The sequence below is a fragment of the Comamonas sp. A23 genome, assembly GCF_004522605.1.
Taxonomy (GTDB): Bacteria; Pseudomonadota; Gammaproteobacteria; order Burkholderiales; family Burkholderiaceae_C; genus Comamonas; species Comamonas thiooxydans.
In genome coordinates this window covers 198,371-223,314 of the sequence record NZ_RSDT01000004.1, presented here as the reverse complement: position 1 = coordinate 223,314, position 24,944 = coordinate 198,371, and the positions used below count along the sequence as shown (strand labels likewise).

24 protein-coding genes are annotated in these 24,944 nt (G+C 63.6%); 15 read left to right on the top strand and 9 right to left on the bottom strand.

Annotation, left to right across the window (positions count from 1 at the left end):
- Entirely contained in the window at nucleotides 1–909 is a 909-nt protein-coding gene (locus EIC84_RS12340; protein WP_003065245.1) for a LysR substrate-binding domain-containing protein, read from the top strand.
- A gap of 12 nt (nucleotides 910–921) precedes the next feature.
- Here the strand turns inward: EIC84_RS12340 and EIC84_RS12335 are convergent, their stop codons facing one another.
- A complete protein-coding gene (locus tag EIC84_RS12335; protein WP_003065243.1) occupies nucleotides 922–2,145 on the bottom strand; it encodes a D-amino acid dehydrogenase in 1,224 nt (407 codons plus the stop codon).
- 280 nt (nucleotides 2,146–2,425) lie between these two features.
- On the opposite strand from EIC84_RS12335, the gene EIC84_RS12330 reads away from it, so the two are divergent.
- A complete protein-coding gene (locus EIC84_RS12330) occupies nucleotides 2,426–3,307 on the top strand; it encodes an amino acid ABC transporter substrate-binding protein (RefSeq protein ID WP_003065241.1) in 882 nt (293 codons plus the stop codon).
- A 1-nt stretch (nucleotide 3,308) separates the two neighbouring features.
- The gene (locus tag EIC84_RS12325) at nucleotides 3,309–4,037 is read left to right on the top strand and encodes an aspartate/glutamate racemase family protein (protein WP_003065239.1); all 729 of its coding nucleotides are present in this window, start codon (nucleotides 3,309–3,311) and stop codon (nucleotides 4,035–4,037) included.
- Nucleotides 4,038–4,177: 140 nt separating this feature from the next.
- Here the strand turns inward: EIC84_RS12325 and EIC84_RS12320 are convergent, their stop codons facing one another.
- The 4 genes from EIC84_RS12320 to boxC form a co-directional block, all read right to left on the bottom strand.
- Nucleotides 4,178–4,780 (bottom strand): HD domain-containing protein, encoded by a 603-nt coding sequence (locus EIC84_RS12320; RefSeq protein WP_003065237.1) that lies wholly within the window; start codon nucleotides 4,778–4,780, stop codon nucleotides 4,178–4,180.
- Nucleotides 4,781–4,917: 137 nt separating this feature from the next.
- Nucleotides 4,918–6,219 carry a benzoyl-CoA 2,3-epoxidase subunit BoxA gene (gene boxA, locus EIC84_RS12315; protein ID WP_003065235.1) on the bottom strand — a complete coding sequence of 434 codons (1,302 nt, stop codon included), beginning with the start codon at nucleotides 6,217–6,219 and terminating at the stop codon, nucleotides 4,918–4,920.
- 108 nt (nucleotides 6,220–6,327) lie between these two features.
- Nucleotides 6,328–7,752, bottom strand: a complete 1,425-nt coding sequence (gene boxB / locus EIC84_RS12310; RefSeq protein ID WP_003065233.1) for a benzoyl-CoA 2,3-epoxidase subunit BoxB — start codon at nucleotides 7,750–7,752, stop codon at nucleotides 6,328–6,330.
- 115 nt (nucleotides 7,753–7,867) lie between these two features.
- Nucleotides 7,868–9,526, bottom strand: a complete 1,659-nt coding sequence (gene boxC, locus EIC84_RS12305) for a 2,3-epoxybenzoyl-CoA dihydrolase (RefSeq protein WP_003065231.1) — start codon at nucleotides 9,524–9,526, stop codon at nucleotides 7,868–7,870.
- A gap of 304 nt (nucleotides 9,527–9,830) precedes the next feature.
- On the opposite strand from boxC, the gene EIC84_RS12300 reads away from it, so the two are divergent.
- Nucleotides 9,831–11,030, top strand: a complete 1,200-nt coding sequence (locus EIC84_RS12300; RefSeq protein ID WP_003065229.1) for a threonine ammonia-lyase — start codon at nucleotides 9,831–9,833, stop codon at nucleotides 11,028–11,030.
- Nucleotides 11,031–11,052: 22 nt separating this feature from the next.
- On the opposite strand, the gene EIC84_RS12295 is transcribed toward EIC84_RS12300, so the two are convergent.
- Complete coding sequence (locus tag EIC84_RS12295; protein ID WP_003065227.1) at nucleotides 11,053–11,823, bottom strand: slipin family protein; 771 nt, start codon at nucleotides 11,821–11,823, stop codon at nucleotides 11,053–11,055.
- A 302-nt stretch (nucleotides 11,824–12,125) separates the two neighbouring features.
- Between EIC84_RS12295 and EIC84_RS25970 the strand changes: the two genes are divergently transcribed.
- Nucleotides 12,126–12,263: a hypothetical protein gene (locus EIC84_RS25970; protein ID WP_003059912.1), complete on the top strand. Its 138-nt coding sequence runs from the start codon at nucleotides 12,126–12,128 to the stop codon at nucleotides 12,261–12,263.
- Between the two features lie 321 nt (nucleotides 12,264–12,584).
- Nucleotides 12,585–14,441, top strand: a complete 1,857-nt coding sequence (locus tag EIC84_RS12290; RefSeq protein WP_003065223.1) for a phosphoenolpyruvate carboxykinase (GTP) — start codon at nucleotides 12,585–12,587, stop codon at nucleotides 14,439–14,441.
- Nucleotides 14,442–14,635: 194 nt separating this feature from the next.
- Here the strand turns inward: EIC84_RS12290 and EIC84_RS12285 are convergent, their stop codons facing one another.
- On the bottom strand, nucleotides 14,636–15,064 hold the full coding sequence (locus EIC84_RS12285) for a hypothetical protein (RefSeq protein ID WP_003065220.1): 429 nt from the start codon (nucleotides 15,062–15,064) through the stop codon (nucleotides 14,636–14,638).
- Nucleotides 15,065–15,199: 135 nt separating this feature from the next.
- On the opposite strand from EIC84_RS12285, the gene EIC84_RS12280 reads away from it, so the two are divergent.
- The 3 genes from EIC84_RS12280 to EIC84_RS12270 are packed head-to-tail and all read left to right on the top strand — an operon-like array spanning nucleotide 15,200 to nucleotide 17,524.
- Nucleotides 15,200–16,180, top strand: coding sequence for a LysR family transcriptional regulator (locus EIC84_RS12280; protein ID WP_034351561.1), 981 nt, complete (start codon nucleotides 15,200–15,202; stop codon nucleotides 16,178–16,180).
- 13 nt (nucleotides 16,181–16,193) lie between these two features.
- A complete protein-coding gene (locus EIC84_RS12275) occupies nucleotides 16,194–17,072 on the top strand; it encodes a metallophosphoesterase (RefSeq protein ID WP_003065216.1) in 879 nt (292 codons plus the stop codon).
- A 29-nt stretch (nucleotides 17,073–17,101) separates the two neighbouring features.
- Complete coding sequence (locus EIC84_RS12270; RefSeq protein WP_003065214.1) at nucleotides 17,102–17,524, top strand: universal stress protein; 423 nt, start codon at nucleotides 17,102–17,104, stop codon at nucleotides 17,522–17,524.
- Nucleotides 17,525–17,685: 161 nt separating this feature from the next.
- Here the strand turns inward: EIC84_RS12270 and EIC84_RS12265 are convergent, their stop codons facing one another.
- The gene (locus tag EIC84_RS12265) at nucleotides 17,686–18,600 is read right to left on the bottom strand and encodes a LysR family transcriptional regulator ArgP (protein WP_003065212.1); all 915 of its coding nucleotides are present in this window, start codon (nucleotides 18,598–18,600) and stop codon (nucleotides 17,686–17,688) included.
- A gap of 42 nt (nucleotides 18,601–18,642) precedes the next feature.
- On the opposite strand from EIC84_RS12265, the gene EIC84_RS12260 reads away from it, so the two are divergent.
- The 6 genes from EIC84_RS12260 to gorA all read left to right on the top strand — a co-directional run bounded on the left by EIC84_RS12260 (nucleotide 18,643) and on the right by gorA (nucleotide 24,551).
- On the top strand, nucleotides 18,643–20,019 hold the full coding sequence (locus tag EIC84_RS12260; protein WP_003065211.1) for a D-amino acid dehydrogenase: 1,377 nt from the start codon (nucleotides 18,643–18,645) through the stop codon (nucleotides 20,017–20,019).
- 113 nt (nucleotides 20,020–20,132) lie between these two features.
- Nucleotides 20,133–20,624, top strand: coding sequence for a homoprotocatechuate degradation operon regulator HpaR (hpaR, locus tag EIC84_RS12255; RefSeq protein ID WP_003065209.1), 492 nt, complete (start codon nucleotides 20,133–20,135; stop codon nucleotides 20,622–20,624).
- Nucleotides 20,625–20,650: 26 nt separating this feature from the next.
- Nucleotides 20,651–21,292: a PolC-type DNA polymerase III gene (locus EIC84_RS12250; protein WP_003065207.1), complete on the top strand. Its 642-nt coding sequence runs from the start codon at nucleotides 20,651–20,653 to the stop codon at nucleotides 21,290–21,292.
- A gap of 197 nt (nucleotides 21,293–21,489) precedes the next feature.
- A complete protein-coding gene (locus EIC84_RS12245) occupies nucleotides 21,490–22,014 on the top strand; it encodes a flavin reductase family protein (RefSeq protein WP_034362054.1) in 525 nt (174 codons plus the stop codon).
- Between the two features lie 131 nt (nucleotides 22,015–22,145).
- The gene (locus EIC84_RS12240) at nucleotides 22,146–23,057 is read left to right on the top strand and encodes a TauD/TfdA family dioxygenase (RefSeq protein ID WP_003065203.1); all 912 of its coding nucleotides are present in this window, start codon (nucleotides 22,146–22,148) and stop codon (nucleotides 23,055–23,057) included.
- A gap of 129 nt (nucleotides 23,058–23,186) precedes the next feature.
- Nucleotides 23,187–24,551, top strand: coding sequence for a glutathione-disulfide reductase (gorA, locus tag EIC84_RS12235; protein ID WP_003065201.1), 1,365 nt, complete (start codon nucleotides 23,187–23,189; stop codon nucleotides 24,549–24,551).
- Nucleotides 24,552–24,675: 124 nt separating this feature from the next.
- On the opposite strand, the gene minE is transcribed toward gorA, so the two are convergent.
- Nucleotides 24,676–24,942, bottom strand: coding sequence for a cell division topological specificity factor MinE (gene minE, locus EIC84_RS12230; RefSeq protein WP_003071985.1), 267 nt, complete (start codon nucleotides 24,940–24,942; stop codon nucleotides 24,676–24,678).
- Nucleotides 24,943–24,944 lie beyond the last annotated feature (2 nt).

Sequence of the window (24,944 nt, the reverse complement as noted above, 5' to 3'; positions counted from 1 at the left end):
ATGCGTCTGCGACATATCGAAGTCTTCAATGCCGTGATGCAGACCGGCAGCGTCAGCGCGGCCGCGCGCCTCATCAACGTCACCCAGCCCGCAGTCAGCCGCACGCTGCAGCATGCCGAGTTGCAGATGGGCTTTGCGCTGTTCCAGCGCGCGCGGGGGCGGCTGACGCCGACCAATGAAGCGCTGGCCCTGTTTCCGCATATCGAGAAGCTGTTCGAGCAGCTCGACGAGGTGCAGCGCCTGGCCGCCAATCTGCGTCATGGCCAGTCGGCCGACCGGCTCAATGTGCTGACGGTATTTGCGCTCAGCCGCGAGGTGTTGCCGCGCGCCGTGGCGGGCTTCAGGCGTCGCCATCCGCAGGTCCAGGTGCACGTGCAGGCGCTGCACACGCCGCAGGTGGTGTCGGCCCTGCTGCTGCAGGAGGCCGATGTGGGCTTTGTGATCAGCTCCGTGGGTCAGCCCGCGCTGGAGCACGAGCTGCTGGCCGAAGTGGACATGTTCTGCGTCTTGCCCAAGGGACTGCTTCCGCCTTCGCGCGTGCGCGCCGAAGGCATGGAGCTCAAGGACCTGGCCGATCTGCCTGTGGTCGCGCTCGATGCGCGCGACCCGCTGGGCATGCGTCTGGGCCAGGCCTGCCGCGAGCATGGCGTGGGGCTGTCGCCCGTGGTGACGGTGCAGACCTATCATGCGGCGCTGTCCATGGCCGAATACGGGCTGGGCGCGGCCATCATGGACGGCTGCACGGCCCTGGCGGCCGACCGGCGCCGAGTGCATGTGGTGCCGCTGCTGCCGCGCATCACCGTGGGAGTGAACGCGCTGAGCCTGCCCCAGCGCCCGGGCTCGGTGCTGGCGCGCGCCATGACCCAGGAAATGCGCAAGGCCCTGCAGGAGCTTCTGAGAGAGTCCTGAGCAGGCCCGCGCTCAGGCAGCGTGCATCTGCGCGACCAGCCGCTGTGCCGAGCCGAAAGCCAGCGTCAGGCCCAGCGCGCCATGCCCGGTCTGCAGCCACAGATTGCGCGGGCCGCCGCGCTGGCGGCCGGTGATGGGCAGGCCTGTGGGCGTGGCCGGGCGCATGCCGCTCCAGGGATGCAGCGAGCCCTGCAGCGGCAGCTGGGCAAAGACCTGCTGTGTGGAGCGGCGCAGGCTGTCGATGCGGGCCGGATCGATGCGTGTGTCGCGGCCGATGATCTCCACCATGCCGGCCACGCGCAGGCGCTCGCCCAGGCGTGCGAACACCACCTTGCGCGCGGTGTCGGTCACGCTCACGCGCGGCGCGGCCTGGTTGTGGTCGGATGCTATGTCCACGGTGATGCTGTAGCCCTTGAGCGGATAGACGGGAATGCGCAGGCCCAGCTGGCGCGCGTGGGCCGGGCTTTCCCAGCCGCTGGCCAGCACGTAGTGCTCGGCCTGAAGCAGGCCTGCGGCGGTGCGCAGGCCGGTGACGGCGTCGCCCTGGCGCTCGAAGCCCAGCACCTCGGTGTCGTAGCGTAGCTCGGCGCCGCGCGCGGCCAGCAGCGCCGCCAACTGCTCGCACAGCTGGCGGCAGTCGGCAGCGCTTTCACTGGGGGTGTGAACGGCGCCTGCCATGCGGCCCGCGTAGCCGGCCAGCGCGGGCTCCAGGCGCACGGTGGCGGTGGCATCCACCACCTGCTGGCTGGCGCCGCCAAGGCGCGATTGCAGGGCCACCTGCCGGGCCGCGGCATCCAGGCCCTGCTGCGTGTGGTACAGCACCAGCTTGCCCGGCGTGTGCAATGCGCAGCTCAGGGACTCCTGCGCTTGCAGGCTCTCGAAGGCCTGCCGGCTTTCAGCGGCCAGCCTCAGCAGCGCCTGCGTGCCGGCCATGGAGGCGCGTGCATTGCAGGCGCCCAGAAAGCGCAGTCCCCAGGCCCATTGGGCGGGGTCGGCGCGCAGGCGCAGGGCCAGCGGCGAGTCCTTTTCCAGCAGCAGCTGCGGCAGCATCTTCCAGATGCCGGGATCGGCCAGCGGCTGCACGTAGGAATAGCTGAGCTGCGCGCCGTTGCCGCCGCTGGCGCCCGCTGCAGGGCCGGGCCCGCGCTCCAGGACAGTGACGCGGCAGCCCGCGCGCTGCAGCGCATAGGCAGTGGCCAGGCCGACGATGCCGGCGCCCACGATGCAGACATGCATTGATCGTTTCTCCATGCTGCCGCACTGTAGGCCCGTACGGGGCTGCGCAGCCATGGCATTTGGCATGCAGGGTATGCACCCAGGTTATGGTCTGCCCGCGCGATGTCGATGTATGCGTGCGGCCGGGCGGCCCTCGGTTGCGGTGTTTACCCGGAGCATGGCAGTGCCTGCGCTGCCACCCATAAACCAGGGGCATGGATCAGCCCGATATTGTCATCCTCCGGAGCCTGGCGCGCTTTCTACACTGGCGGCACATCCACCACCGAAGAGGAGACACCGCATGCAACTTCACTCCACCGTGCTTTGTGCGGCACTGGGCCTGGGTTTTCTGGGCGCTGTCCATGCCGATACCCTGGCCAAGGTGCGCGACAGCGGGCGCATCACGCTGGCCTACCGCGAGTCCTCCGTGCCCTTCAGCTACCTGGACAACGGCAAGCCCATAGGCATGACCGTGGAGCTTTCGCAGACGGTGGCCGAAGCTGTGAAGAAGCAGTTGAACCTGCCCGCGCTGGAGGTGCGCTGGCAGGCCGTGACCTCGCAAAACCGCATGCCGCTGCTGGCCAACGGCACCATAGACCTGGAGTGCGGATCGACCACCAACAACACGGTGCGGGCCAAGGAGGTGGGCTTTGCCATCAACCACTTCTACACCGGTACGCGGCTGCTGGTGAAGAAGAGCTCGGGCATCCAGAGCTATGCAGATCTCAAGGGCAAGACGGCGGCCATCACCACCGGCACCACCAATCTGCAGGTGCTGCGCAAGGCCAATGCCGAGCAGGGCTGGGGCATGAACATCGTCATGGCCAAGGACCATGCCGACGGCTTTCTGCTGGTCGAGAACGACCGCGCCGCGGCCTTCGGCATGGACGACATCCTGCTCTACGGCCTGATCGCCAACGCCAAGAATCCCAGGGATTTCCACGTCGTGGCCGATGCGCTGCAGGTCGAGCCCTATGCCTGCATGCTGCGCAAGGACGACCCGCAGTTCAAGCAGCTGGTGGATGGCGTGATCGGCGACATGATGAAGTCTGGCGCCTTCGCCAGGCTCTACGACAGATGGTTCATGCAGCCCATTCCGCCCAAGAACGCGGCACTGGGTCTGCCCATGAGCGAGCAGCTGCAGCGCAACCTGCAGGAGCGCGGCGACAAGCCGGCGTTCTGAGATGCAGGCGGTCGGCATTCTCGGCGGCATGGGGCCTGCAGCGGGCGCGGATTTCGTGCGCCTGTTCGTGCAGGCCTGCACCCGGCACCTGCAGGACCAGGGCCTGCCCGTGCATGACCAGGCCTATCCCGAGCACTGGCTGGTGCAACTGCCCATGCCCGATCGCACACAGGCGCTGCGCCGCGATCCGCAGTCACCTGAGGGCCCGGCTGCGCATCTGCTGCAGGGCGCGGGCCGGCTCGCGGCCCTGGGCGTGCGCAGCGTGGCCCTGGCCTGCAACACGGCCCATGCCTGGCATGGGCAGATACAGGCGCTTTTCCCGCAGCTGCGCGTGCTGCACATCGCGCAGCAGACGGCGCTGTACCTGAAGGCAGGCGGCGCGCGCCAAGCCCTGGTGCTGGCCACGGACGGCACCTATGACAGCGGGCTCTACGACGCAGCGCTGGCCGATTGCGGCATTGCCGCGCTGCGCCCCGGACAGGCGGGGCGAGCCCGGCTCATGCAAGGCATATACGAGGGCGTGAAACAAGGCGACATGCCGCTGGCCGTGCAATGCTTCGGCGAGGCGCTTGCACCGCTGCTGCAGCGCCATGGCGCCGTGCCCGTGATCATGGGCTGCACCGAGATTCCGCTGGCCCTGCCGCAGGCATCGCAGGCCCGTGGCGCCGAGCTGGTGGACCCGGCCTGGATACTGGCCTGCGCGCTGGCGCAGGACGCCTACGCACATTAGCGGCGAGGGAGGGCCAGAGCCCTGTAAAAAGATGAGCTGCAATCGCTTGCTGTACAACAGATAGGTATCGAATCACGGCCAGATCTGTTGATGGGTGTACGGTGTCAGCTCATCTTTTAATGGTGGTTTGCCGGCACGTGCTAGGACTTCCGGGCGTCCCGCATCTCCGAGTCCATGGCGGCCTTGTAGATGCTTTGCCGGGGCCGCTGCATCAGGCGGCGCAGCATGGGCTCGAATTCACTCAGGGGCAAGGTCTCGGCCCGGGGATCGAAGGCCGGATTGTCATAGAGTTCGCAGAACTCGGCCGTGCGCTGGTAGTGCGGATGTTCCCGGAACTGCTCGCGCATGTCCCTGTCCAGGCCGATGTGATGGAAGAAGTAATGGCCCTGGAAGATGCCGTGATGCTTGACCATCCAGTGATTGGCCTCGCTCACAAAGGGCTGGAGGATCGCTGCGGCAATGTCGGGGTGGTTGAAGGACCCCAGGGTATCGCCAATGTCGTGCAGCAGCGCGCACACCACATACTCTTCGTCACGGCCGTCGCGCAGCGCGCGCGTGGCGGTTTGCAGCGAGTGGGTGTAGCGGTCCACCGGAAAGCCGCCATAGTCGCCTTCCAGCAGCTTCAGATGGGCCATCACCCGCTCGGGCAGGCCCTGGCTGAACTGTGCAAATTCGCCGCCGATCAACTGCCAGTCTTCACGCGTGCTGTCTTGCATGCGCAGAAAGTTCGCCCGTGCATTCATGCCATGTCTTTCGTGGGTTATGGTCGTTGCACTGTAGGGCGCTGGCAGGGGCTGCGCTGTCAAGGGCATGACATGCAGCCGCAGCGTTGATGCGCGAATCCTGTTTTCCGTCCACAGGATTCGCGGGGCTCGAGGCCTCAATAGGTTTCCAGGTGCAGACGTCCTTCGCGCTTGAGTCTGGCGCCCAGTTCCTCCCAGCCCAGGCCTGCTTGCTGGGCCACGTCACGCAGGGCCAGCACGACGCCGTCCTCCATGCTTTTGAGGCCGCAGACATAGATGTGCGTGTTGTCGTCGCGCAGCAACTCCATGAGATCGGCCGAGCGCTCGCGCATGGCGTCCTGCACATAGCGCCTGGGCTGGCCGGCCACGCGCGAGAAGGCGAAGTTGATGTCGATGAAATCCTTGGGCAGGTTTTGCAGGGGGCCGAAATAGGGCAGCTCCTGAGGCGTGCGCGCACCGAAGAACAGCAGCAGTTTCCCGCTGTCGAACTTGCCGCTCTTGCGCAGGCGGCGGCGCCATTCCGTCATGGCGCGCATGGGCGCGCTGCCCGTGCCGGTGCAGATCATCACGATGTGCGAGCGCGGGTGATTGGGCATGAGAAAACTGCTGCCGAACGGGCCTATGACCTGCACCTTGTCACCCACCTGCAGATCGCAGAGATAGTTGCTGGCCACGCCGCGCACGGGCTGGCCCTGGTGATCCTCGACCACGCGTTTCACGGTCAATGCCAGATTGTTGTAGCCGGGGCGCTCGCCATTGCGGGCACTGGCAATCGAGTACTGGCGCGCCACATGGGGCTTGCCGCCGGCATCCAAACCGGGCGGGACAATGCCCAGCGACTGACCTTCGAGCACCGGGAAAGGCATGGCACCGAAGTCCAGCACGATGTGGTGGGTCTCGTTGTCGAAGCCGGCTTCCGTGCAGTTCAGATTGCCCACCACCGTGGCCGTCACCGCAGCCTTGGGACCATGCAGATTGGTGTAGGCATGGGCGGCAGACCAGGGCGGCGTGGTGGCGCCATAACTGGCTGCGCGAAAGACTTGCGCAGCGCCGCTTTCGGCCAGACCGGCAGCGGCTGCGATCACGGCCTGGGCCTGGCTCAGATCCTGCACATCGCCGGCATTCTCGGCCGTCTGCGCGGCGGTCAGTGCATCGGCAGAAAGCTCTTCGGGCAGGCTCTCCCAGCCCAGCTGCTCGGCCACGCTGTAGGGCTTGCTTGCCGATACCAGTCGCCAGTTGTCGATGGAGCCGGTGGGGCAGGGCGAGATGCAGTCCATGCAGCCGTTGCACTTGTCCGCCATGACCACATAGTTGTTGTCGTCATGCGTGATGGCGTCCACGGGGCAGGTCGCCTCGCAGGTATTGCAGCGAATGCAGATTTCCGGGTCGATCAGATGCTGCTTCAGGATGCCGTTTTCAATCAGCGTGATGGTGCTCATTTCGTTCTCCAAACCGTGGCAACCCAACTCAGTGACATCGAGCAAGGGCCGCCCCGCCGCGAGGATGTCGTCCCCCTTGGGGGAAGCGGCTCAGCCGCTCAGGGGGGATCAAAATTTCACATACTCGAAGTCCACGGGCTGGCGATTGATACCCATGACCGGTGGGGCAATCCAGCCGGCGAACTTGCCGGGCTCCAGGCATGGCTTCATCAGCGATGCGACAAAGCTGCGGTCGTCGTCGCTGGCCAGCCACTCGTTCTTCCTGGCCAACCATTCCTGCTCGCTCACGGGACGGCCGTCGGGGCTGATGCGCACGCCTGCCAGCGCGCCGATCTGCCGGTTGAAGGCCTTGTGCGGCACCGTCAGGCGGAAGTCGATTCCGGCCTTTTCCATCACCTTGTTCCAGCGGCCCACACCGGCATTGCTGTCCTTGATGTAGTCGTCGCGCAGCACCTCGTTCAAGGCGTTGAGCATGGGCACTTCCTTCTCCTGCAACTTGCCGTCCACCACTTCCAGCACCTTGTAGTTCTGGTCGTGCAGTCTGTGGTCGTCCTCGCGCTTTCCCTCTTCGTAACGGCCCTTGAGGCCCGAGCTGTAGAAGGTGGCCGCATTGCTCGACTGGTCGGCGCCAAACAGGTCGATGGTCACGCTGTAGTGGAAGTTCAGATAGCGCTGGATCGTGGGCAGATCGATGACGCCCGCGTTGCGCAGCTTGTTCACATCGTCGGTCTTGAGCTCGTTCATGACCTGGCAGGTGCGGGCCAGCACGCGCGAGACGCCGGACTCGCCGACAAACATGTGGTGCGCCTCTTCGGTCAGCATGAATTTGGTGGTGCGCGCCAGCGGATCGAACGCGGACTCGGCCAGTGCTGCGAGCTGGAATTTTCCGTCTCTGTCGGTGAAGTAGGTGAACATGAAGAACGCCAGCCAGTCCGGCGTTTTTTCATTGAAGGCGCCCAGAATGCGCGGGTTGTTTTCATCGCCGCTCTGGCGCTCCAGCAGAGCCTCGGCCTCCTCGCGTCCATCGCGTCCGAAATGCTTGTGCAGCAGGTAGACCATGGCCCAGAGATGGCGGCCTTCTTCCACATTGACCTGGAACAGATTGCGCAGGTCGTACATGGACGGCGCGGTCAGGCCCAGGTGGCGCTGCTGCTCCACCGATGCGGGCTCGGTATCGCCTTGCGTGACGATGATGCGGCGCAGGTTGGCGCGGTGCTCGCCGGGTACGTCCTGCCAGGCTTTCTCGCCCTTGTGATCGCCAAAATGAATGCTGCGTTCCTGATCCGCCGGGTTCAGGAAAATGCCCCAGCGATAGTCGCGCATCTTGACGTAGCCGAACTGCGCCCAGCCCTGCGGATCCACGCTCACCGCGGTGCGCAGATAGACCTCGTGGTTGGTCGATCCTTCGGGGCCCACATCGTCCCACCACCGGATGAAATTGGGCTGCCAGCTCTCCAGGGCGCGCTGCAGTGTGCGGTCGCCGCTGAGGTCCACGTTGTTGGGAATCTTCTGGCTGTAGTCGATGCTGCTCATGGGGTGTCTCCTGTGATGTTTTGCCGATTCATGAAGCCGTGTATTCGCTGTGAAACTGGCGCTGCCCAACCGTCTAATGCCGAGCCAGGACCGTTGCCGGCCCGGGGCAGATGGCTCATACCCGGTTGAAATCGAAGCCGGCTTTCTGTCCGGTGCCGTAGAGCTTCAAAGCCCCTTTTTCTCCGACCGCGTTGGGGCGGTTGAAGATCCAGTTCTGCCAGGCGGACAGGCGTCCGAAGATGCGTGTGACCATGTTTTCCTGGCTGGCAAACCGCAGGTTCGCTTCCAGACCCGTGAGCGCATCGGGCGACATGGCGGCGCGCTCTTCCATGGCGATGCGGATCTCGTCTTCCCAGTCGATATCGTCAAGCGCGGCGGTGACCAGTCCGAGCTGCTGCGCCGCATCGCCGTTGAGCGGCTTGCCCACGGCAGCGCGCGCGGCTTCCAGGGGCTCAGACTCCTCATAGAAGCGACGCTGCAGACGGCTTTGATCGTTGACCAGCGGCAGCAGGCCGAAGTTGAATTCATCGAGCTCGATCACGGGCTCGCGCTCGGGCTCGTCGGGCAGCACCAGCATGTAGGCGCGGTCGGCGCAGAAGACCAGCTCGGCCAGCATGCCGGCGAAGCAGGAGCCGGGCTCGATCAAGGCGAACAGCGAGCGCGACGACACATCGAGGCGTGCAAAGGTACGGCGCAGCAGGCCTGTGGTTTGCTGCACCAGCCAGTGATCGTGGTACGTCACCAGGGTCTGGCCCGCCGCCAGCACGGCGCGTGCATCGCCCTCGGTCTTGAGAATCCAGGTTCCCACATCGAGCTCGTTGGTGCGCAGATGCAGGATGGCGTCGTCGAGCTCGCGGCCCATGGCCAGTGGCCACCAGGCGGCGCCTGCGCCTTCTATGGCTTCAAGGCTGGCGGGCTGTTCGCCACGGGGGGCCTTGACCGTGATGGTGGCGCTGCGCTTGCTGCGATCGATCTGCACGCTGACATGGCGATAGTGCAGGCCGTCCGGGCTTTCCTCGCGCTGCAGTCTGGCCAGCTGTATGCCCTGGGCGGACGCCGGGCGCGCGCTGCTTTCGCCCAGCGCCGTGGCACGTTGTTGCACCACCTCGGCAAACTGCGCGGGCTTGGCAATCGCGTCCACCAGTCGCCAGTCCACGGCGCGCTGGCCGCGCACGCCTTCCACGCTGGTGCAGAAGATGTCGGCCAGGTCGTGGCGCACATGGCGCTTGTCGGTCACGCGCGTCAGCCCGCCGGTGCCGGGCAGAACGCCCAGCAGCGGAACCTCGGGCAGCGATACCGAGGAGGAGCGGTCATCGATCAGCACGATGTCATCGCAGGCCAGAGCCAGCTCGTAGCCGCCGCCCGCGCAGGCGCCGTTGACGGCGGCAACGAACTTGAGTCCGTCGTGTCGGGAGCTGTCCTCCATGCCGTTGCGCGTCTCGTTGGTGAACTTGCAGAAGTTCACCTTCCAGGCGTGGGACGAGACACCGAGCATGAAGATGTTCGCACCTGAGCAGAAGATGCGCTCCTTGCCGCTGGTGACGATCACGGAGCGCACCTGCGGGTGCTCGAAGCGGATGCGGTTGAGCGCATCGTGCAGCTCCACATCCACGCCCAGGTCATAGCTGTTGAGCTTGAGCTTGTAGCCGGGGCGTATGCCGCCGTCCTCGGCAATGTCCAGCTTGAGCCGGGCGATATTGCCATCCACTTCAAACGACCAGTGCCGGTACTGGCTGGGCTCGGTGCGGTAATCGACGTTGGTTTGCTGCTGCATGCTCGGCTCCTGCTGAGATGAAAGATAGTGCAGTTACTGACTCGGTGTTAGCACAATTATGCAGATTCATCGAAAAAAAGCACGTCGATTTAGGCACTATGTTGCATGTTTCGCTGAAACCAAGGGAAATCCTTAGGTGCTCACAGTTCGCAGAACGGCGCCGGATTTGAAGTGTTTTGGCGGCTATTACCTTGCTAGGAAAGGGCAATTAGCTAGCAATTACTGAGCAACCGAGCTGGATGGCTTTGATTCGCAAACCCAGCACTGGCGCGGGGTGATGAGCTGCTTGCAAAATGGATCCACCATGCTGACCTTTGCAGATATCCAAGCCGCCGCTGCGCGCCTGAATGGCGCCGTCCTTCAAACCCCTTTTGTGGAATCACGCACGCTCTCGCAGATCACGGGGGCGCAGGTCTATCTCAAGTTCGAGAACCTGCAGTTCACTGCATCCTTCAAGGAGCGTGGCGCGCTGAACAAGCTGCTCATGCTCAGCGATGCCGAGCGCGCACGCGGCGTGGTCGCCATGAGTGCGGGCAACCATGCCCAGGGCGTGGCCTATCACGCTCAAAGGCTGGGTCTGCGTGCCGTCATCGTCATGCCGCGCTTCACTCCCGGTGTGAAGGTGGAGCGCACGCGCGGCTTCGGTGCCGAGGTGGTGCTGCATGGCGACACATTGGCCGAGGCGCGAGCCCATGCCTATCAGCTGGCGCAGGAGCAGCAACTGACCTTTGTCCACCCCTATGACGACGAGGCGATTGCTGCGGGCCAGGGCACGCTGGCGCTGGAAATCCTGCAGGCACAGCCCGATCTGGATGCGCTGATCATTGCCATTGGCGGCGGCGGTCTGATTGCGGGCATTGCCACGGCAGCCAAGGCCATCAAGCCCGAGATGGAGATCGTGGGCGTGCAGACGCAGCGCTTTCCCTCCATGGTCAATGCGCTGCGCCACACAGATCTTCCCATGGGGACTTCGACGATCGCCGAGGGCATTGCGGTGACCCAGCCAGGCATCATCACCCAGGAGGTGGTGCAGCGCTGCGTGGACGATTTGTTGCTGGTGGACGAAGGAGATATAGAGCAGGCCGTGCTCATGCTGCTGGAGATCGAGAAGACCTTGGTCGAAGGCGCAGGGGCGGCGGGCCTGGCGGCCTTGCTGCGCTATCCCGCTCGCTTCAAGGGCCGGAAAATAGGTCTGGTGCTGTCGGGCGGCAATATCGACCCCATGCTGCTGGCTGCCATCATCGAGCGCGGCATGGTGCGCTCCGGTCGTCTGGCGCGTGTGCGTGTCAGCGCGCGCGACGTACCCGGCGTGCTGGCCCAGATCACGGCCACGGTGGCCGGAGCTGGCGCGAATATCGAGGAAGTCCATCACCAGCGTGCCTTCACCATGCTGGCCGCGCAGAATGTGGAGATCGAGTTCGTGCTGCAGACACGCGGCCACGCCCATGTGAGCGAGGTGCTGGAGCAATTGCGCCGCGCAGGCATGGAGGCGGCCCTGGTGTGAGGCTTGAGCCTGCAGGCCTTGCTCAGGCCTGCAGGGGCGTGATTTTCTTGATCAGCGGGGTCACCAGGTCCATGGGCAAGGGGAACACCACCGTGGTGTTTCTGTCCGCGCCGATCACGGTCAGCGTCTCCAGGTAGCGCAGCAAGATGGCCTGAGGCTCCTGCGCCAGAACTTTCGCTGCCTGAGACAGTTTTTCCGAAGCCTGCAATTCGCCTTCGGCGTGAATCACCTTGGCGCGGCGTTCGCGCTCGGCCTCGGCCTGACGTGCGATCGCCCGGATCATGGATTCGGTCAGATCGACCTGCTTGATCTCCACGTTCGAGACCTTGATGCCCCAGGTGTCGGTTTGCGCATCCAGCGCCTGCTGGATGTCCAGGTTCAGCGATTCGCGCTCTGCCAGCATTTCGTCGAGCTGATGCTTGCCCAATACGGAGCGCAGCATGGTTTGCGCGAGCTGACTGGTGGCCTCCAGATAATTGACCACCTGGATCACCGCCTTTTCCGCATCCACCACGCGCAGATAGATCACGGCATTGACCTTGACCGAGACGTTGTCGCGCGAGATCACATCCTGCGCGGGGACCTCCAGGACCACGGTGCGCAGATCGACCCGTACCACCTGCTGGATGGCGGGAATGATGAAGATCAGTCCCGGCCCCTTGACCTTCCAGAAGCGCCCCAGCGTGAAGACCACGCCGCGCTCATACTCGCGAAAAATCCGGATCGACGCCGTCCCCAGGCCAATCACCAGCATCAGCAGGATCAGCCAGAACAGGAAAGAAGCGCTAACCATAGAAGCCATCCTTTCAGTGAGGGACTTCGGCGCTGCGATCTGACGCGGAACAGTGCACATCGATTTCGCAATCGGCGCCGGGTCGTCCGCAAGCCCAGCATATGCTGTTGCACTCCGAGTGCGAACTTATCTGCGCATGGTCGACATCGAAGAAGTGCTGTTCGCCATTGGCGGACATAGGGGCGGGTCTGAGCGCAAAAGGTGGCTATGGCTTTCCCTGAGCCATGTCGCCAGGGCTGTGCCTAGAATGGCCGCAGAGCTTGCTTGTTTCACCGCCTGCTTTCAGGAGGAGCATTGATCACATGTCAGATGATTCCGCAGTGAACCACGAGGCACAGGATGCGGCTGAAGCCGTTGTGCCCTATATCCCCATCATCATTCCCGCCGCTGGCGCCGTGATGATGTTCCTGCTGGCCTTTATTGCCGTGAACATGGCCTAGGCATTCCAACCTTCTCGAGCCCAACCCCGCGACGCGGGGTTTTTTTACGTCTGTGCAGGTTATGAATGAATGCGGCATGCATATATTGATGCGCAGAATGCATAGATATTGCCGGTGATTTGCTGACAAATTCAAGGCTCCTACCTAAAATCGATCTCCCGCTGCTATTCAAAACAAGGTTGTTTTGACTATTTCAGACGGATTTCAGGCGCCAACAAGCGCTAGGGAAAGCAAGCGAGACACCTTCAAAAGCCTTTTTTCAAAGACGCAGCCGAGGATGCTTCTTTGAAAAACTGGTTTTTTAATTGAAGGACTTCCCCCATGAACGCCGCTGTGCAAAGCCTGAACATCCAGGCTCCCGACTACGTCAAGAACCCCAAGCTCATTGCCTGGGTCGCCGAAATGGCCGCGCTGTGCAAGCCTGCCCAGATCCACTGGTGCGACGGCTCGCAAGCCGAATATGACGCGCTGTGCCAGCAGCTGGTGGATGCCGGCACCTTCAAGCCCCTGGCCAAGCGCCCCGGCTCCTTCCTGGCCTGGACCGATCCTTCGGACGTGGCTCGCGTGGAAGACCGCACCTATATCTGCTCCGCCAAGAAGGAAGACGCAGGCCCCACCAACAACTGGATGGAACCTGCGGAAATGCGCGCCACGCTGAACCCGCTGTTCGACGGCTGCATGGCTGGCCGCACCATGTACGTGGTGCCTTTCTCCATGGGCCCGCTGGGTTCGCCCATCGCCCACGTGGGTATCGAGCTGTCCGACAGCCCCTATGTGGCCGTCAACATGAAGATCATGACCCGCATGGGCAAGGCCGTGTATGACGTGATCGGCACCAGCGGCGAGTTCGTGCCCTGCGTGCACACCATCGGCGCACCTCTGGCCGCAGGCCAGAAGGACGAGACCACCTGGCCTTGCAGCAAGACCAAGTACATTGTTCACTATCCCGAAACCCGCGAGATCTGGTCTTACGGCTCGGGCTACGGCGGCAATGCGCTGCTGGGCAAGAAGTGCTTTGCGCTGCGTATCGCCTCCACCATGGGCCGTGACCAGGGCTGGCTGGCCGAGCACATGCTGATCCTGGGCGTTACCAACCCCGAAGGCAAGAAGTACCACGTGGCTGCGGCCTTCCCCTCGGCCTGCGGCAAGACCAATTTCTCCATGCTTGTGCCGCCCAAGGCCTTCGACGGCTGGAAAGTCACGACCATCGGTGACGACATCGCCTGGATCAAGCCCCAGGCCGACGGCTCGCTGCGCGCCATTAACCCCGAAGCCGGTTACTTCGGTGTGGCTCCCGGCACCAATATGCTCACGAACCCGAACTGCATGTTGAGCCTGGACAAGAACGTGATCTTCACCAATGTGGCCCTGACCGATGACGGCGACGTGTGGTGGGAAGGCATGGAAAAGGACCAGGGCAAGCTGCCCGATCACCTGATCGACTGGCAAGGCAAGGACTGGACGCCCCAGATCGCCAAGGAAACCGGCGCCAAGGCCGCCCACCCCAATGCCCGCTTCACCGTGGCTGCCACCAACAACCCTGCGCTGGACGAAGCCTGGGACGATCCCGCCGGCGTGAAGATCGATGCCATGATCTTCGGCGGCCGCCGCTCGACCACCGTGCCTCTGGTGACCGAAGCCCGTGACTGGACCGAGGGCGTGTACATGGCAGCGACCATGGGCTCCGAGACCACCGCTGCCGCCTTTGGTGCACAAGGCGTGGTGCGCCGCGACCCCTTCGCCATGCTGCCTTTTGCCGGCTACAACATGAGCGACTATTTCCAGCACTGGCTGGATCTGGGCGCCAAGATCGAAGGCCAGGGAGCAACCCTGCCCAAGATCTTCACCACCAACTGGTTCCGCAAGAATGCCGAAGGCAAGTTCGTCTGGCCTGGCTACGGTGAGAACATGCGCGTTCTGAAGTGGATGATCGACCGTCTGGAAGGCCAGGTCCAAGGCCAGGAAACCGCCTTTGGCATTGCTCCCCAGTACGCCGAAATCAACTGGAGCGGTCTGGACTTCGACGCTGCCCAGTTCGACAGCGTGACCAATATCGACAAGGCGGCCTGGGCCGAGGAAATGAAGCTGCACGGCGAGCATTTCGACAAGCTGGCCTACAACCTGCCCAAGGCCATGCTGGATACCAAGGCCAAGCTCGAAGAGCGTCTGTCCGCCTAAGCCTTTGACAGAATAAAAAAGCCCTGCAGGCCGTTGGCCGCAGGGCTTTTTGTTTTTGAGCCGTTGTGTTGATAGCTGTTGGCGCTTGTCGGACAAGGGATGGGCGTTCATTTCATGACGCATGACGCGCGAGCGGGCATGAAAAAAGCCGCGGCCTTGTGGGCAGCGGCTCTTCGGGGGAGCAGTCCGGGCGCTTAGCGACTCTGGCGATCCATGGCACGGGCCAGATCGGCCATCAGGCGGGCATCTTGCAGCGCGGCGTTCCAGACGCGTTCATCGGCAGCAGCTTGCTGGCGGCTCTTGACCCAGGCGCGGTAGCCGGTGCGCACCAGATTGATGGCACGGCGTGCGGGAGTGGAGAAGAGGGCAATGCTGGCAAAAGCCATGGCCCACAGAACCATCCAGGCAGCCATCATATGACCGTCGCTCCAGGTTTCGGTGGCCTGGAAGACGCCGGCGGCCAGGGCGGCCAGCACTACAGCCAGCACCATCCAGTACGACCTGGACTGGGATTGCGCCTCGTGCTCGGCGGCAATGGCGGCCATGCGTTCATCGCTGGCTTGATAGATACGCACCACACCAGGGTGCTCGACACAGTAGGAGTTGTAAATAAAGTTGCTCATGGCAGTTAACCCTTTGACCCACGCTTTTGGCGAATTGCCCGGGGAATAGGTGTAACTATAGGGATTACCCTAGGTGTGTTCAAATTTATATTTTGAATCTGTAGCATTCACAGCAGTGATGTATTGGGTGATGCCATGTCTTTGAACTTTCGTTCTCTGGATCTCAATCTGCTGCGCGTCTTCGACGAGGTCATGTCCGAGCGCAGTCTCACGCGTGCGGCGCACAAGCTCAGCATCACCCAGCCGGCGGTCAGCAATGCCATGCGCCGGCTGCGCGAGGTCCTGGGCGACGAGCTGCTGGTGCGCCAGGGACAGGGTGTGGAGCCCACGCCGCGTGCCCAGGCCCTGTGGCCGGTGATACGCGAGGCCTTGCAGCATCTGGAGGGTGCACTCGCACCCGATGAGTTCGATCCCGAGACGGCCGCCACCACGTTCGTGATCGCCATGGCCGATGCCACGGCCGCCACGCTGATTCCGCCGCTGTACCCGATTCTGGCGCGCGAGGCACCGGGCCTGGGCATACGCCTGCTGCCGCTGACCACGCGCGATCCAAGGCCCTTGCTCGATGATGGCGAGGCCGATATGGCCGTGGGCTATTTCCCCGCCGTACTGGCCGATCTGACGGCGCGTGCCCAGGCTGGCGGTCTGGTGGCGTTTGACAGCCGCCGTCTGTATGAGGGCGAGTACCTGTGCGTGATGCGCAAAGGCCATCCGCTGGCGCATGTTCCGCTGACGCTGGACAACTATTGCGCGGCACGCCATATGCTGGTCAGCTTTTCGGGCCGCTCCTTTGGCTTCATCGACGAGGCCCTGGCCTCGCTGGGGCGTTCGCGTGAAGTGGTGCTCACCGTCAACCAGTTCTTCACTGCGGCGCGCGTGGTGCTCAACTCCGATCTGCTGACCATCTTGCCGCGCCATTTTGTGCCCGTGACCGGCATGAGCGACCAGCTGGAGCTGCGCGATCTGCCCTTCGATGTCACGCCCGTGCATGTGGATGCACTGTGGCGTCGGCGCGGCCCGCACCCGCAGGCCTATGACTGGCTGCTGAAAACGCTGACGCGCTCGGCCGAGATCACCTTTGCCAACGGTTCGGCCCAGGTCACTCACCATGGTTGACTAAACTAGCCACATGAAGATCCAGCTGCTGTCCGACCTGCACCTCGAAGTCCACCCCCAATTCGTGGCCCAGCCAGCCGCGGGCGCCGATGTGCTGGTGCTGGCCGGCGACATCGGCTCCTACCAGAGCAGCACCCAGGTCGACGGCGAAAACTTCGGGCTGGAGCGTTTCTCGCCGCTGCCGCAATACGCCAACTGGCCCACACCCGTGCTGTTCGTGCCCGGCAATCACGAATACGACATGCAGGACTTCGACGAGGCAAGGCTGCGCCTGCAGCGTGTGTGCGACAGGCTGGGCCTGATCTGGCTCGATCGTGAAACCGTGGTCATGGACGGGGTGCGTTTCATCGGCACCACGCTGTGGAGCGACTTCGACGCCATGGCCATGCATGAAGGCGTGAGCGATGCCACGCGCTTGCACAAGCTGCGCGAGAAGGCCTTTCGCGCCGCCAATTTCTATCTGCAAAAGACAGGCGGCAGTCGCCAGGGCGAGCCGTTTCTGGCCGCGCCCATGCGCGAGGAAAGCCTGCTCTGCCAGGACTGGCTGCGCGCTGCGCTGCAGCAGCCTTTTGACGGACCCACGGTGGCCGTGACCCACTTTGCACCCAGCCTGCGCAGTGCCGATCCGCGCTACGGCCTGGTACCCGGCACGGCCGGTTTCTGCAATGTGATGGACGACTTTCTGCCCCATGCCCAGCTCTGGCTGCACGGCCATCTGCATTGCGCCAGCGACTACATCGCGTGCGGCCAGCGCGATGACGGCAGCGAATGGCAATGCCGTGTGGTGGCCAATCCCCTGGGCTATGCCCGCAAGGGAGAGCAGGATGACTTTCTGCCGGCATCGACAATTGACTTGAGCCAAGTCAAGATGCTGACTGTCCCCAGCCCTTAGGCTTGAGACATCAACAAGGAGAAATTGGTATGAAGATCTTGCTCGCCGTGGACGGCAGTGCCTATACCCAGAAAATGCTGGCCTATCTGACCTCGCATCAGGAGATGCTGGGCACGGGCCATGAGTACACCATCATCACCGTGCAGCCGCTGCTGCCGCCTCGTGCACGCGCTGCGCTGGGAAAGGAAGTGGTGGAGCAGTACTACGACGAAGAATCCGCCAAGATCCTGCAGCCCGTGCTGGAGTTCCTGAAGGGGCGTGGCGTCGAGGCGCAAAGCATCGCCAAGGTCGGCCCCATTGCCGACACCATCATCCATGCCGCCCAGGACGGCAAGTTCGACCTGATCGCCATGGGCACGCATGGCCACGGTGCGCTGGGCCGTCTGGTCATGGGTTCGGTCAGCTCGCAGGTGCTGGCGGGCTGCACCATTCCCGTGCTGCTGATTCGCTGATTTTCATAGCTGCTTGCGCTTGATTTACATGCGTATCAGGCTTAATTCAGCTTCAAATCAAGGCTAGATGAGCGTCCACAGCTACAAAAACCAAAGTACCTCCGTTTGACATCAAGCTCTCAAGGCCGCGCTGCAAAGCACGGCCTTTTTTCTTGTCTGCATCAAACCGCTTGCAGCACCTGGCGGGCCTTGCCCAGCAAGGCCTGGCTGACACGGGCCAGCACGCGTGACTCCAGATTCCAGCAATGCCAGAACAATGCGATGGACAGTGCATGGCCTGTTGCTACGTCGATCAGCTCACCGGCATCCAGCGCGGGCTGCACCAGCAGTTGCGGCAGCACGCCAACGCCCCAGCCGGCACGTACGGCACGCACCTGCGCCTCGCAGCTGGGCAGCAGGATCTGGTGCTGCAGCGACACATTGCGCAGGCCCAGGCAGCGCGCCACGAATTCGGCCTGCATATCGTCCTTGCGGTTGAAGGACAGATAGGGCAGCTGGTTGAAGTTCTTGCGCGTCAGCCCCTGCGGCAGTCTTTGCCGGGCAAACTCGGCCGAGGCCACGGCCACATAGCGCATGGCGCCCAGGGGCTGCACCGTGCAGCCGCGCAGGGCCTGGCTCAGCGTGGTGACGCAGCCCATGACCTGGCCCGAGCGCAGCAGCTCCTGCGTGAAGTCCTGGTCGTCGACCACCACCTCCAGCGGCAGGCCGCTCTTCACCAGCTCGTCCAGAGCCGTCATGGCCCAGGTGGCAATGCTGTCGGCATTGATGGCGATGGAGACGATTTCTCCGGCCAGACTCTGCCCGGTTTGCGGTGCCAGCTCCTGCAACTCATGAGCGAGATCGGCGCGCAGCAGGCGCAGCTGCTTGGCATGCTTGAGCAGCAGCCGCCCGGCGCTGGTGGGCTTGACGGGACGCGTGCGCTCCACCAGCACCGAGCCCACCTGAGCTTCCAGCGCCCGCAGGCGCTGGGACACCGCCGACTGGGTGATGTGCAGCCTTTGCGCCGCGCGCTCGAAGCCGCCTTCCTCCACGATGGCGGCCAGGCATTCCAGCGCAACAGGGTCCCAGGAATTCATGGCAATTCCATTAGCATTTCTGATGAAACTGCTGAAAATTTAATGCTGCTTTTGTTTGCCTGCAAGAGTGCAGACACTGGCCGCATGAACATCATCGTCCTGGGCGCCGGCATCATCGGCATCAGCACCGCCTGGCATCTGCGCGAGCGCGGTCACCAAGTCACCGTGGTGGACCGCCAGAGCGGTCCGGCCCTGGAGACCAGCTATGCCAATGGCGGCCAGATATCGGTCAGTTACTGCGAGCCCTGGGCGAATCGCCAGGCGCCCTGGAAGGCGCTCAAATGGATGTTCGACAAAGAGGCTCCTCTGCTGCTGCGGCCCCAGGCCGACAGCGCGCAATGGCGCTGGTGCCTGCAGTTCCTGGCCCAGTGCAACGACCGTGCCTTTGCGCGCAATGTGCAGCAGATCGTGGCGCTGGGCGCCTACAGCCATCTGGCGCTCAAGGACATGGTCCAGAAGACCGGTATCGAGTTCGAGCGGCTGGAGCGCGGCATTGCCCATTTCTACAGCAGCCCGCAGGCGTTTGCCGAGGCCGCCGAAGGCGTGGAGCTGATGCGGCAATACGGCGTGCAGCGTCGTCTGGTCAGCCGCGACGAGCTGCTGGCCATCGAGCCAGCATTCACGCCCTATGCGGCGCAGATTGCGGGCGGCACCTTCACCGCCACCGATGAGTCCGGTGATGCGCGTCTGTTCACCGAAAAGCTGGCCGATCTCTGTGCCCAGGCCGGTGTGCAATTCCTCTACGGCCACGACATCCTGAGTCTGCAGTCGGCGCGTCGGGGCAAGCCTGCCCAGGTGCAGATTCGCGACGGCAGCGATGGCGCCCCGCGCATGCTGAGCGCGGATGCCGTGGTGGTCGCCTGCGGCTCCTACACGCCGTTGCTGCTCAAGCCTTTGGGCGTGAAGGTTCCCATCTATCCGGGCAAGGGCTATAGCGCCACCTTGCCGCTGCTGCGGCCTGAAAAAGCCCCCATGGTCTCCACCATCGACGACAGCCGCAAGGTCGCCATGAGCCGTTTGGGCAACCGACTGCGGGTAGCCGGCACCATAGAGTTGGGTGGCTTCGATCTGAGTCTGGACACGCCCACGGCCAGGGCGCGCTGCGAGATGCTGGTCAGGCGCGTGGAGGAGCTGATGCCCGGCGTCTGCGACACGCGCCTGCCCGAGCAGGGTGGCGATCCGCAGTTCTGGTGCGGTCTGCGGCCAGCCACGCCCAGCAATATTCCCTGCATCGGTGCGACCCAGGCTGCCGGAATCTGGGTCAATGCCGGGCATGGCACCCTGGGCTGGACGCATGGTGCAGGCTCGGGCAAGGCCATGGCGGCGCTGATGAGCGGTGAGCGCCCGGCGCTGGATTTCCGGTTCTGGGATGAGCCGGCACCCGAGGTCGCACGCGGCGCGCGGATTGCGTCGGCCTGAGACAGGGCATAGGACTGCAGGACGAGTACGGGCTGGCTGACTCTTTTGCCCGGATTGACGGTATCGCTGCGTGGGGCTCTTACATACAATCACGCCAGCAACTCGTCCATGCCATGATCCAGCACGACATCACTCCTGCCCTTGAAACCTCACGTTCCTTCGCGCGCTCATTGCCCATGGCTTTGCTCAAGGCCCGCGAGGCGGTCATGGTGCGCTTTCGTCCCTCGCTGCGTGCGCACGGCCTGACCGAGCAGCAATGGCGCGTGCTGCGCATCATGTGGGTGGCCGACAAGCGTCTGCGTCCCATGGAGCTGTCGCAGCTGACCTTCATCAGCATGCCCAGCCTCTCGCGCCTGCTCAAGACGCTGGAAGGACGCCTGCTCATCAAGCGCGGCCGCCATGTGGCCGACCTGCGGGGCTCCGAGTTCGCCCTCACGCCAGCAGGCCAGGAGATGGTGGCCCAGATCGTGCCGCACTTCGAGACCATCTACACCGAGATCGAGGAGCAACTGGGCAGCGCCGAGAGCGAGCAGCTGTTCCGCATACTCGAGCATGTGGTGCAGAGCCTGGGTCTGCCCGGCGAAGACGAGCTGGGCCAGGACTGAGGCGCCGGCCACGGCACAATGCAGTCATGAGTGCTGCGATTGCCGTCATCGACTTCGAAACCACGGGCATGACGCCCGCCCAGGGTGCCAGGGCCACCGAGGTGGCCATCGTGCTGCTGGAGCAGGGCCGTGTGGTGGACCGTTTCCAGAGCCTGATGCAGACCGGGGCCTGGGTCTCGCCCTTCATCACCGAACTCACCGGCATCACCAATGCCATGCTGCGCACGGCGCCGCCCGCCGCCGAGGTGATGCGCGATGCGGCCCGCTTTGTGGGCGCTGCGCCCATGGTGGCCCACAACGCATCGTTCGACAGCAAGTTCTGGCAGGCCGAGCTGGCGCTGGCGGGCGAAGCCGCCCCCCAGCTGTTTGCCTGCACCGTGCTGCTGTCGCGCCGCATCTACCCGCAGGCGCCCAGCCACAGCCTGGGCAATCTGGCGCGCTACCTGCACCTGCCTTCCACGGGCCGCGCCCACCGGGCGCTGGCCGATGCCGAGATGGCGGCAGCCCTGCTGGCCCGCATGCAGCAGGATTTGTGCGAGCGCCATGCCTTGCCCTGGCCCGAGCACGAGCTGCTGATTCAGCTGCAACGCTGCAGCAAAGCCAAGGTCGGCGGCTGGCTGGCGCAGCAGGCCGGTCAAGGGCTGCTGGCAGCTCAGACCCAGGATTGATGAAGGTTTAGGCCTGCAGGCCTTTGCATTACTGCGCGATAAGCTATCAAAATTGATGATTCTGGCCTTAAGCCCTTACGGATTGTGACCGGCAAGGTTCAAGTTGATAATTGATCAAGTCCTGCAGATGCTCTTTGGATCTGCTGATCTTGAACCGTGGCGCACCGTTGTGGTCGCTGACCTGAGCTCTGAATTTCGTGAACTCCGCCTTGCCTACCTCCGTCTTGCGTTCGGCCTTGCCTTTCTCGCAGCGCGAATTTCGCGATGCGCTGGGGCAATTTGCCACCGGCGTGACCATCATCACGGCGCGCAGTGCAGAGGGCCATGCGGTGGGCTCCACGGTCAGCTCCTTCAACGCACTGTCGCTGGCGCCCTCGCTGGTGCTTTGGAGCCTGGGTCTGAAGGCCAACTCACTGCCCGTGTTCCGCCACAGCATGCATTACGCGATTCATGTGCTGGCGGCTTCGCAAAAGCCGCTGGCCGAGCTGTTTGCACGCAAGGGCGCGGACCGTTTCAGCCATACGCAGCACCATGACTCCGAGCATGGCGTGCCGCTGCTCGAGGGCTGCAGCGCGGTCTTCGAGTGCCGCAATCTGCGCCAGCATGAGGAAGGCGACCATCTGCTCTTCATCGGCGAGGTGGAACGCTGCGAGCACCATGCCGACCGCGCGCCGCTGCTCTACCACTCGGGCCATATGCACGCCCACGGCTTCGTCAGGTAAGGCCGGCTGCCGACTGGGAACCCTACCTAGTCGGCTTGAACGATACCGATCTCCAAGGCCCGCCCTAGATTGCCCCCAGGCCTGCCGCGTCAGGCCCGAGGACAGTGGTTGCAACGCTTTGGAGACACATCATGATCGATTGCGAAGACAGGCCGGCCCATACCCAGCTCAAGGTGGCCGTGGCAAGCAGGACGGGTATCGAGCTCAGGCGCATCTCACCCGCCATCGGCGTGGAGGTTTCGGGCATAGACCTGCGCCAGCCCATGAGCGAGGAGCAGGCGCGCGAGCTGCGCCAGGCGCTGGTGGCGCACAAGGTGCTGGTGTTTCGCGAGCAGAACATCACGCCTGCCCAGCATGTGGCGTTTGCGCGCCGCTTCGGCGAGCTGGAGCTGCATCCGGTATTTCCCCATCACCCCGACCATGCCGAACTGGTGCTGCTGGGCGGCAACAGCAAGATCCCTGGCACCGAGAACGTCTATCACACCGATGTCTCCTGGCGCGAGACGCCTTCCATGGCTTCGGTGCTGCGCTGCGTGGAATGCCCCGAGGTCGGCGGCGACACGGTCTGGATCAATATGGAGCAGGCCTACGAGCAGCTGCCCGAGACGCGCAAGCAGCAGATCGCCGGCCTGTATGCCGTGCATGACATCCTGCCCTCGTTCGGTGCGCGCATGACGCCCGCAGAGCAGGCCCAGGCGCGTGGCAAATACCCGCCCGTGGTGCACCCGGTGGTGCGCACCCACCCCGAAAGCGGCCAAAAGATTCTCTACGTCAACGAGACCTTCGTCACGCATTTCGCCAACTTCAGCTCGAACTTCGACAGCTTCCGCTCGGCCAACGAAATTCATGCCCAGCAACAGGATCTGATGAACTATCTGCTGCGCCAGCCTGCGATTCTGGAATACCAGATGCGCTTGCACTGGGAGCCCAACACCATTGCCATGTGGGACAACCGCTCTACCCAGCATTACGCAATTCAGGACTATTTCCCGGCCGTGCGCCGCATGCATCGCGCCACGGTCGTGGGCGACAAACCGTTCTGAGCCTCCCGCCAATCAAACTGGGTCGTGCAGGTGGTTTAACGCTGCGTTAAACCACCTGCGGCAGTCTTGTCTTGTAGAGTTCAAAGCAGAAAGCATCTGCTTTGAACCTCCCAAACAGCGAGACAGGACATGCAGCAACAAGACTTTGATTACGATTTTCTGGTCATAGGCGGTGGCTCGGGCGGCGTGCGCGCCAGCCGTGTGGCTGCCGGCCTGGGGGCCCGTGTGGCTGTGGTGGAGGCTGCCCAATTGGGCGGTACCTGCGTCAACGTGGGCTGCATCCCCAAGAAGCTGCTCAGCCATGCCGCGCACTTCAGCCAGCTGGCCGAGGAGGCCCGAGGCTTTGGCTGGCAGCTGGAGCAGCCGCGCTTCGACTGGCCCACGCTGATTGCCAACAAGGACCGCGAAATCGAGCGCCTGAACGGTGTCTACGGCCGCATGCTGGCCGGCGCAGGCATTACCCTTATCCATGGCCGTGCGGCGCTCTCGGGGCCGCATAGCGTGCTGGTGAACGGCCAGACCATCCATGCCCGCCATATCCTGATTGCAACGGGCGGAACGCCCAGCCTGCCCGATATTCCTGGTGTAGAGCATGCCATCAGCTCTGACGAGGCCTTCCATCTGCCGCATCTGCCCAGGCGGGTGGTGGTCGTGGGCGGAGGCTATATCGCCGTGGAGTTTGCCTCCATCTTCAACGGCCTGGGCGCCGAGACGACTCTGCTGCATCGCCGCCAGCAGTTGCTGCGCGGCTTTGATGCAGACCTGGGTCTGCATCTGGGCCAGGAAATGGCTCAGCTGGGTGTGAACTTTCGCTGGGGTGAAGAAATCCAGGCCATCAGCAAGCAGGCGGACGGCCTGCACCTGCAGCTCAAGAGCGGCGAGCAGCTGGCGGTGGACTGCGTGATGTACGCCACGGGTCGCGTTCCCCTGATAGCAGGCCTGGGGCTGGAGGCTGCGGGTGTCAAGGTCAACGACAAGGGCGCCATCGAGGTGGATCAGCATTTCTGCAGCAACGTGCCCTCCATCCATGCCGTGGGCGATGTGGTCGATCGCATGGCTCTGACACCCGTGGCGCTGGCTGAGGGGACGGTGCTCGCCCATCATCTGTTCGGCCAGGGCGGCAAGAGCGCTCCCGACTACGAGCTGGTGCCGACGGCGGTGTTTTCCCATCCGCAGGTGGGCACCGTGGGCCTGTCGGAGGAGGTGGCGCGCGAGCGCTTCGGCGCAGTGCAGGTTTTCCAGTCCGGCTTCAGGCCGCTGACCAATCGCATGGGGGCCGAGCCCGAGAACGTCTTCCTCAAGCTCATCGTCTCCAAGGCCGACCAGCGCGTGCGCGGCGTGCATATGGTGGGAGAGGGCGCGGGCGAACTGATGCAGGGCTTTGCCGTGGCGCTGCAATGCGGCGCGACCAAGCAGCAGTTCGATGCGACCATAGGCATACACCCGACCGTGGCCGAGGAGCTGGTGACCATGCGCGAGCCGGTGCGCGAATGAGGAATGACACCCCACGCTTTCGCAGGGTGCAGGGCCGCGCGGCGGCATCGCAATGAAAAATGGGCCTTTTCAGGCCCATTTCCTTGTCCATCAAGCGCTAGCGCTATGGATAGATGAGTTGGTATCAGCCGCGCGCGGCGTCCGGCAGCTCGATCTTGACTTCCAGAACCTCAAGGTTTTCCTGGCGCTCCAGCTGTACCTTGATGTCATTGGGGTTGATGTCCACATACTTGGAAATCACGGCCATCAGCTCTTTTTGCAGGGCAGGCAGATAGTCGGGCTTGCCACTTTCGCCGCCCACGCGCTCGCGCGCGAGAATGATCTGCAGTCGCTCCTTGGCGACCGAGGCGGACTTCTTCTTCTCTCCGAGCAGAAACGACAACATGGACATCA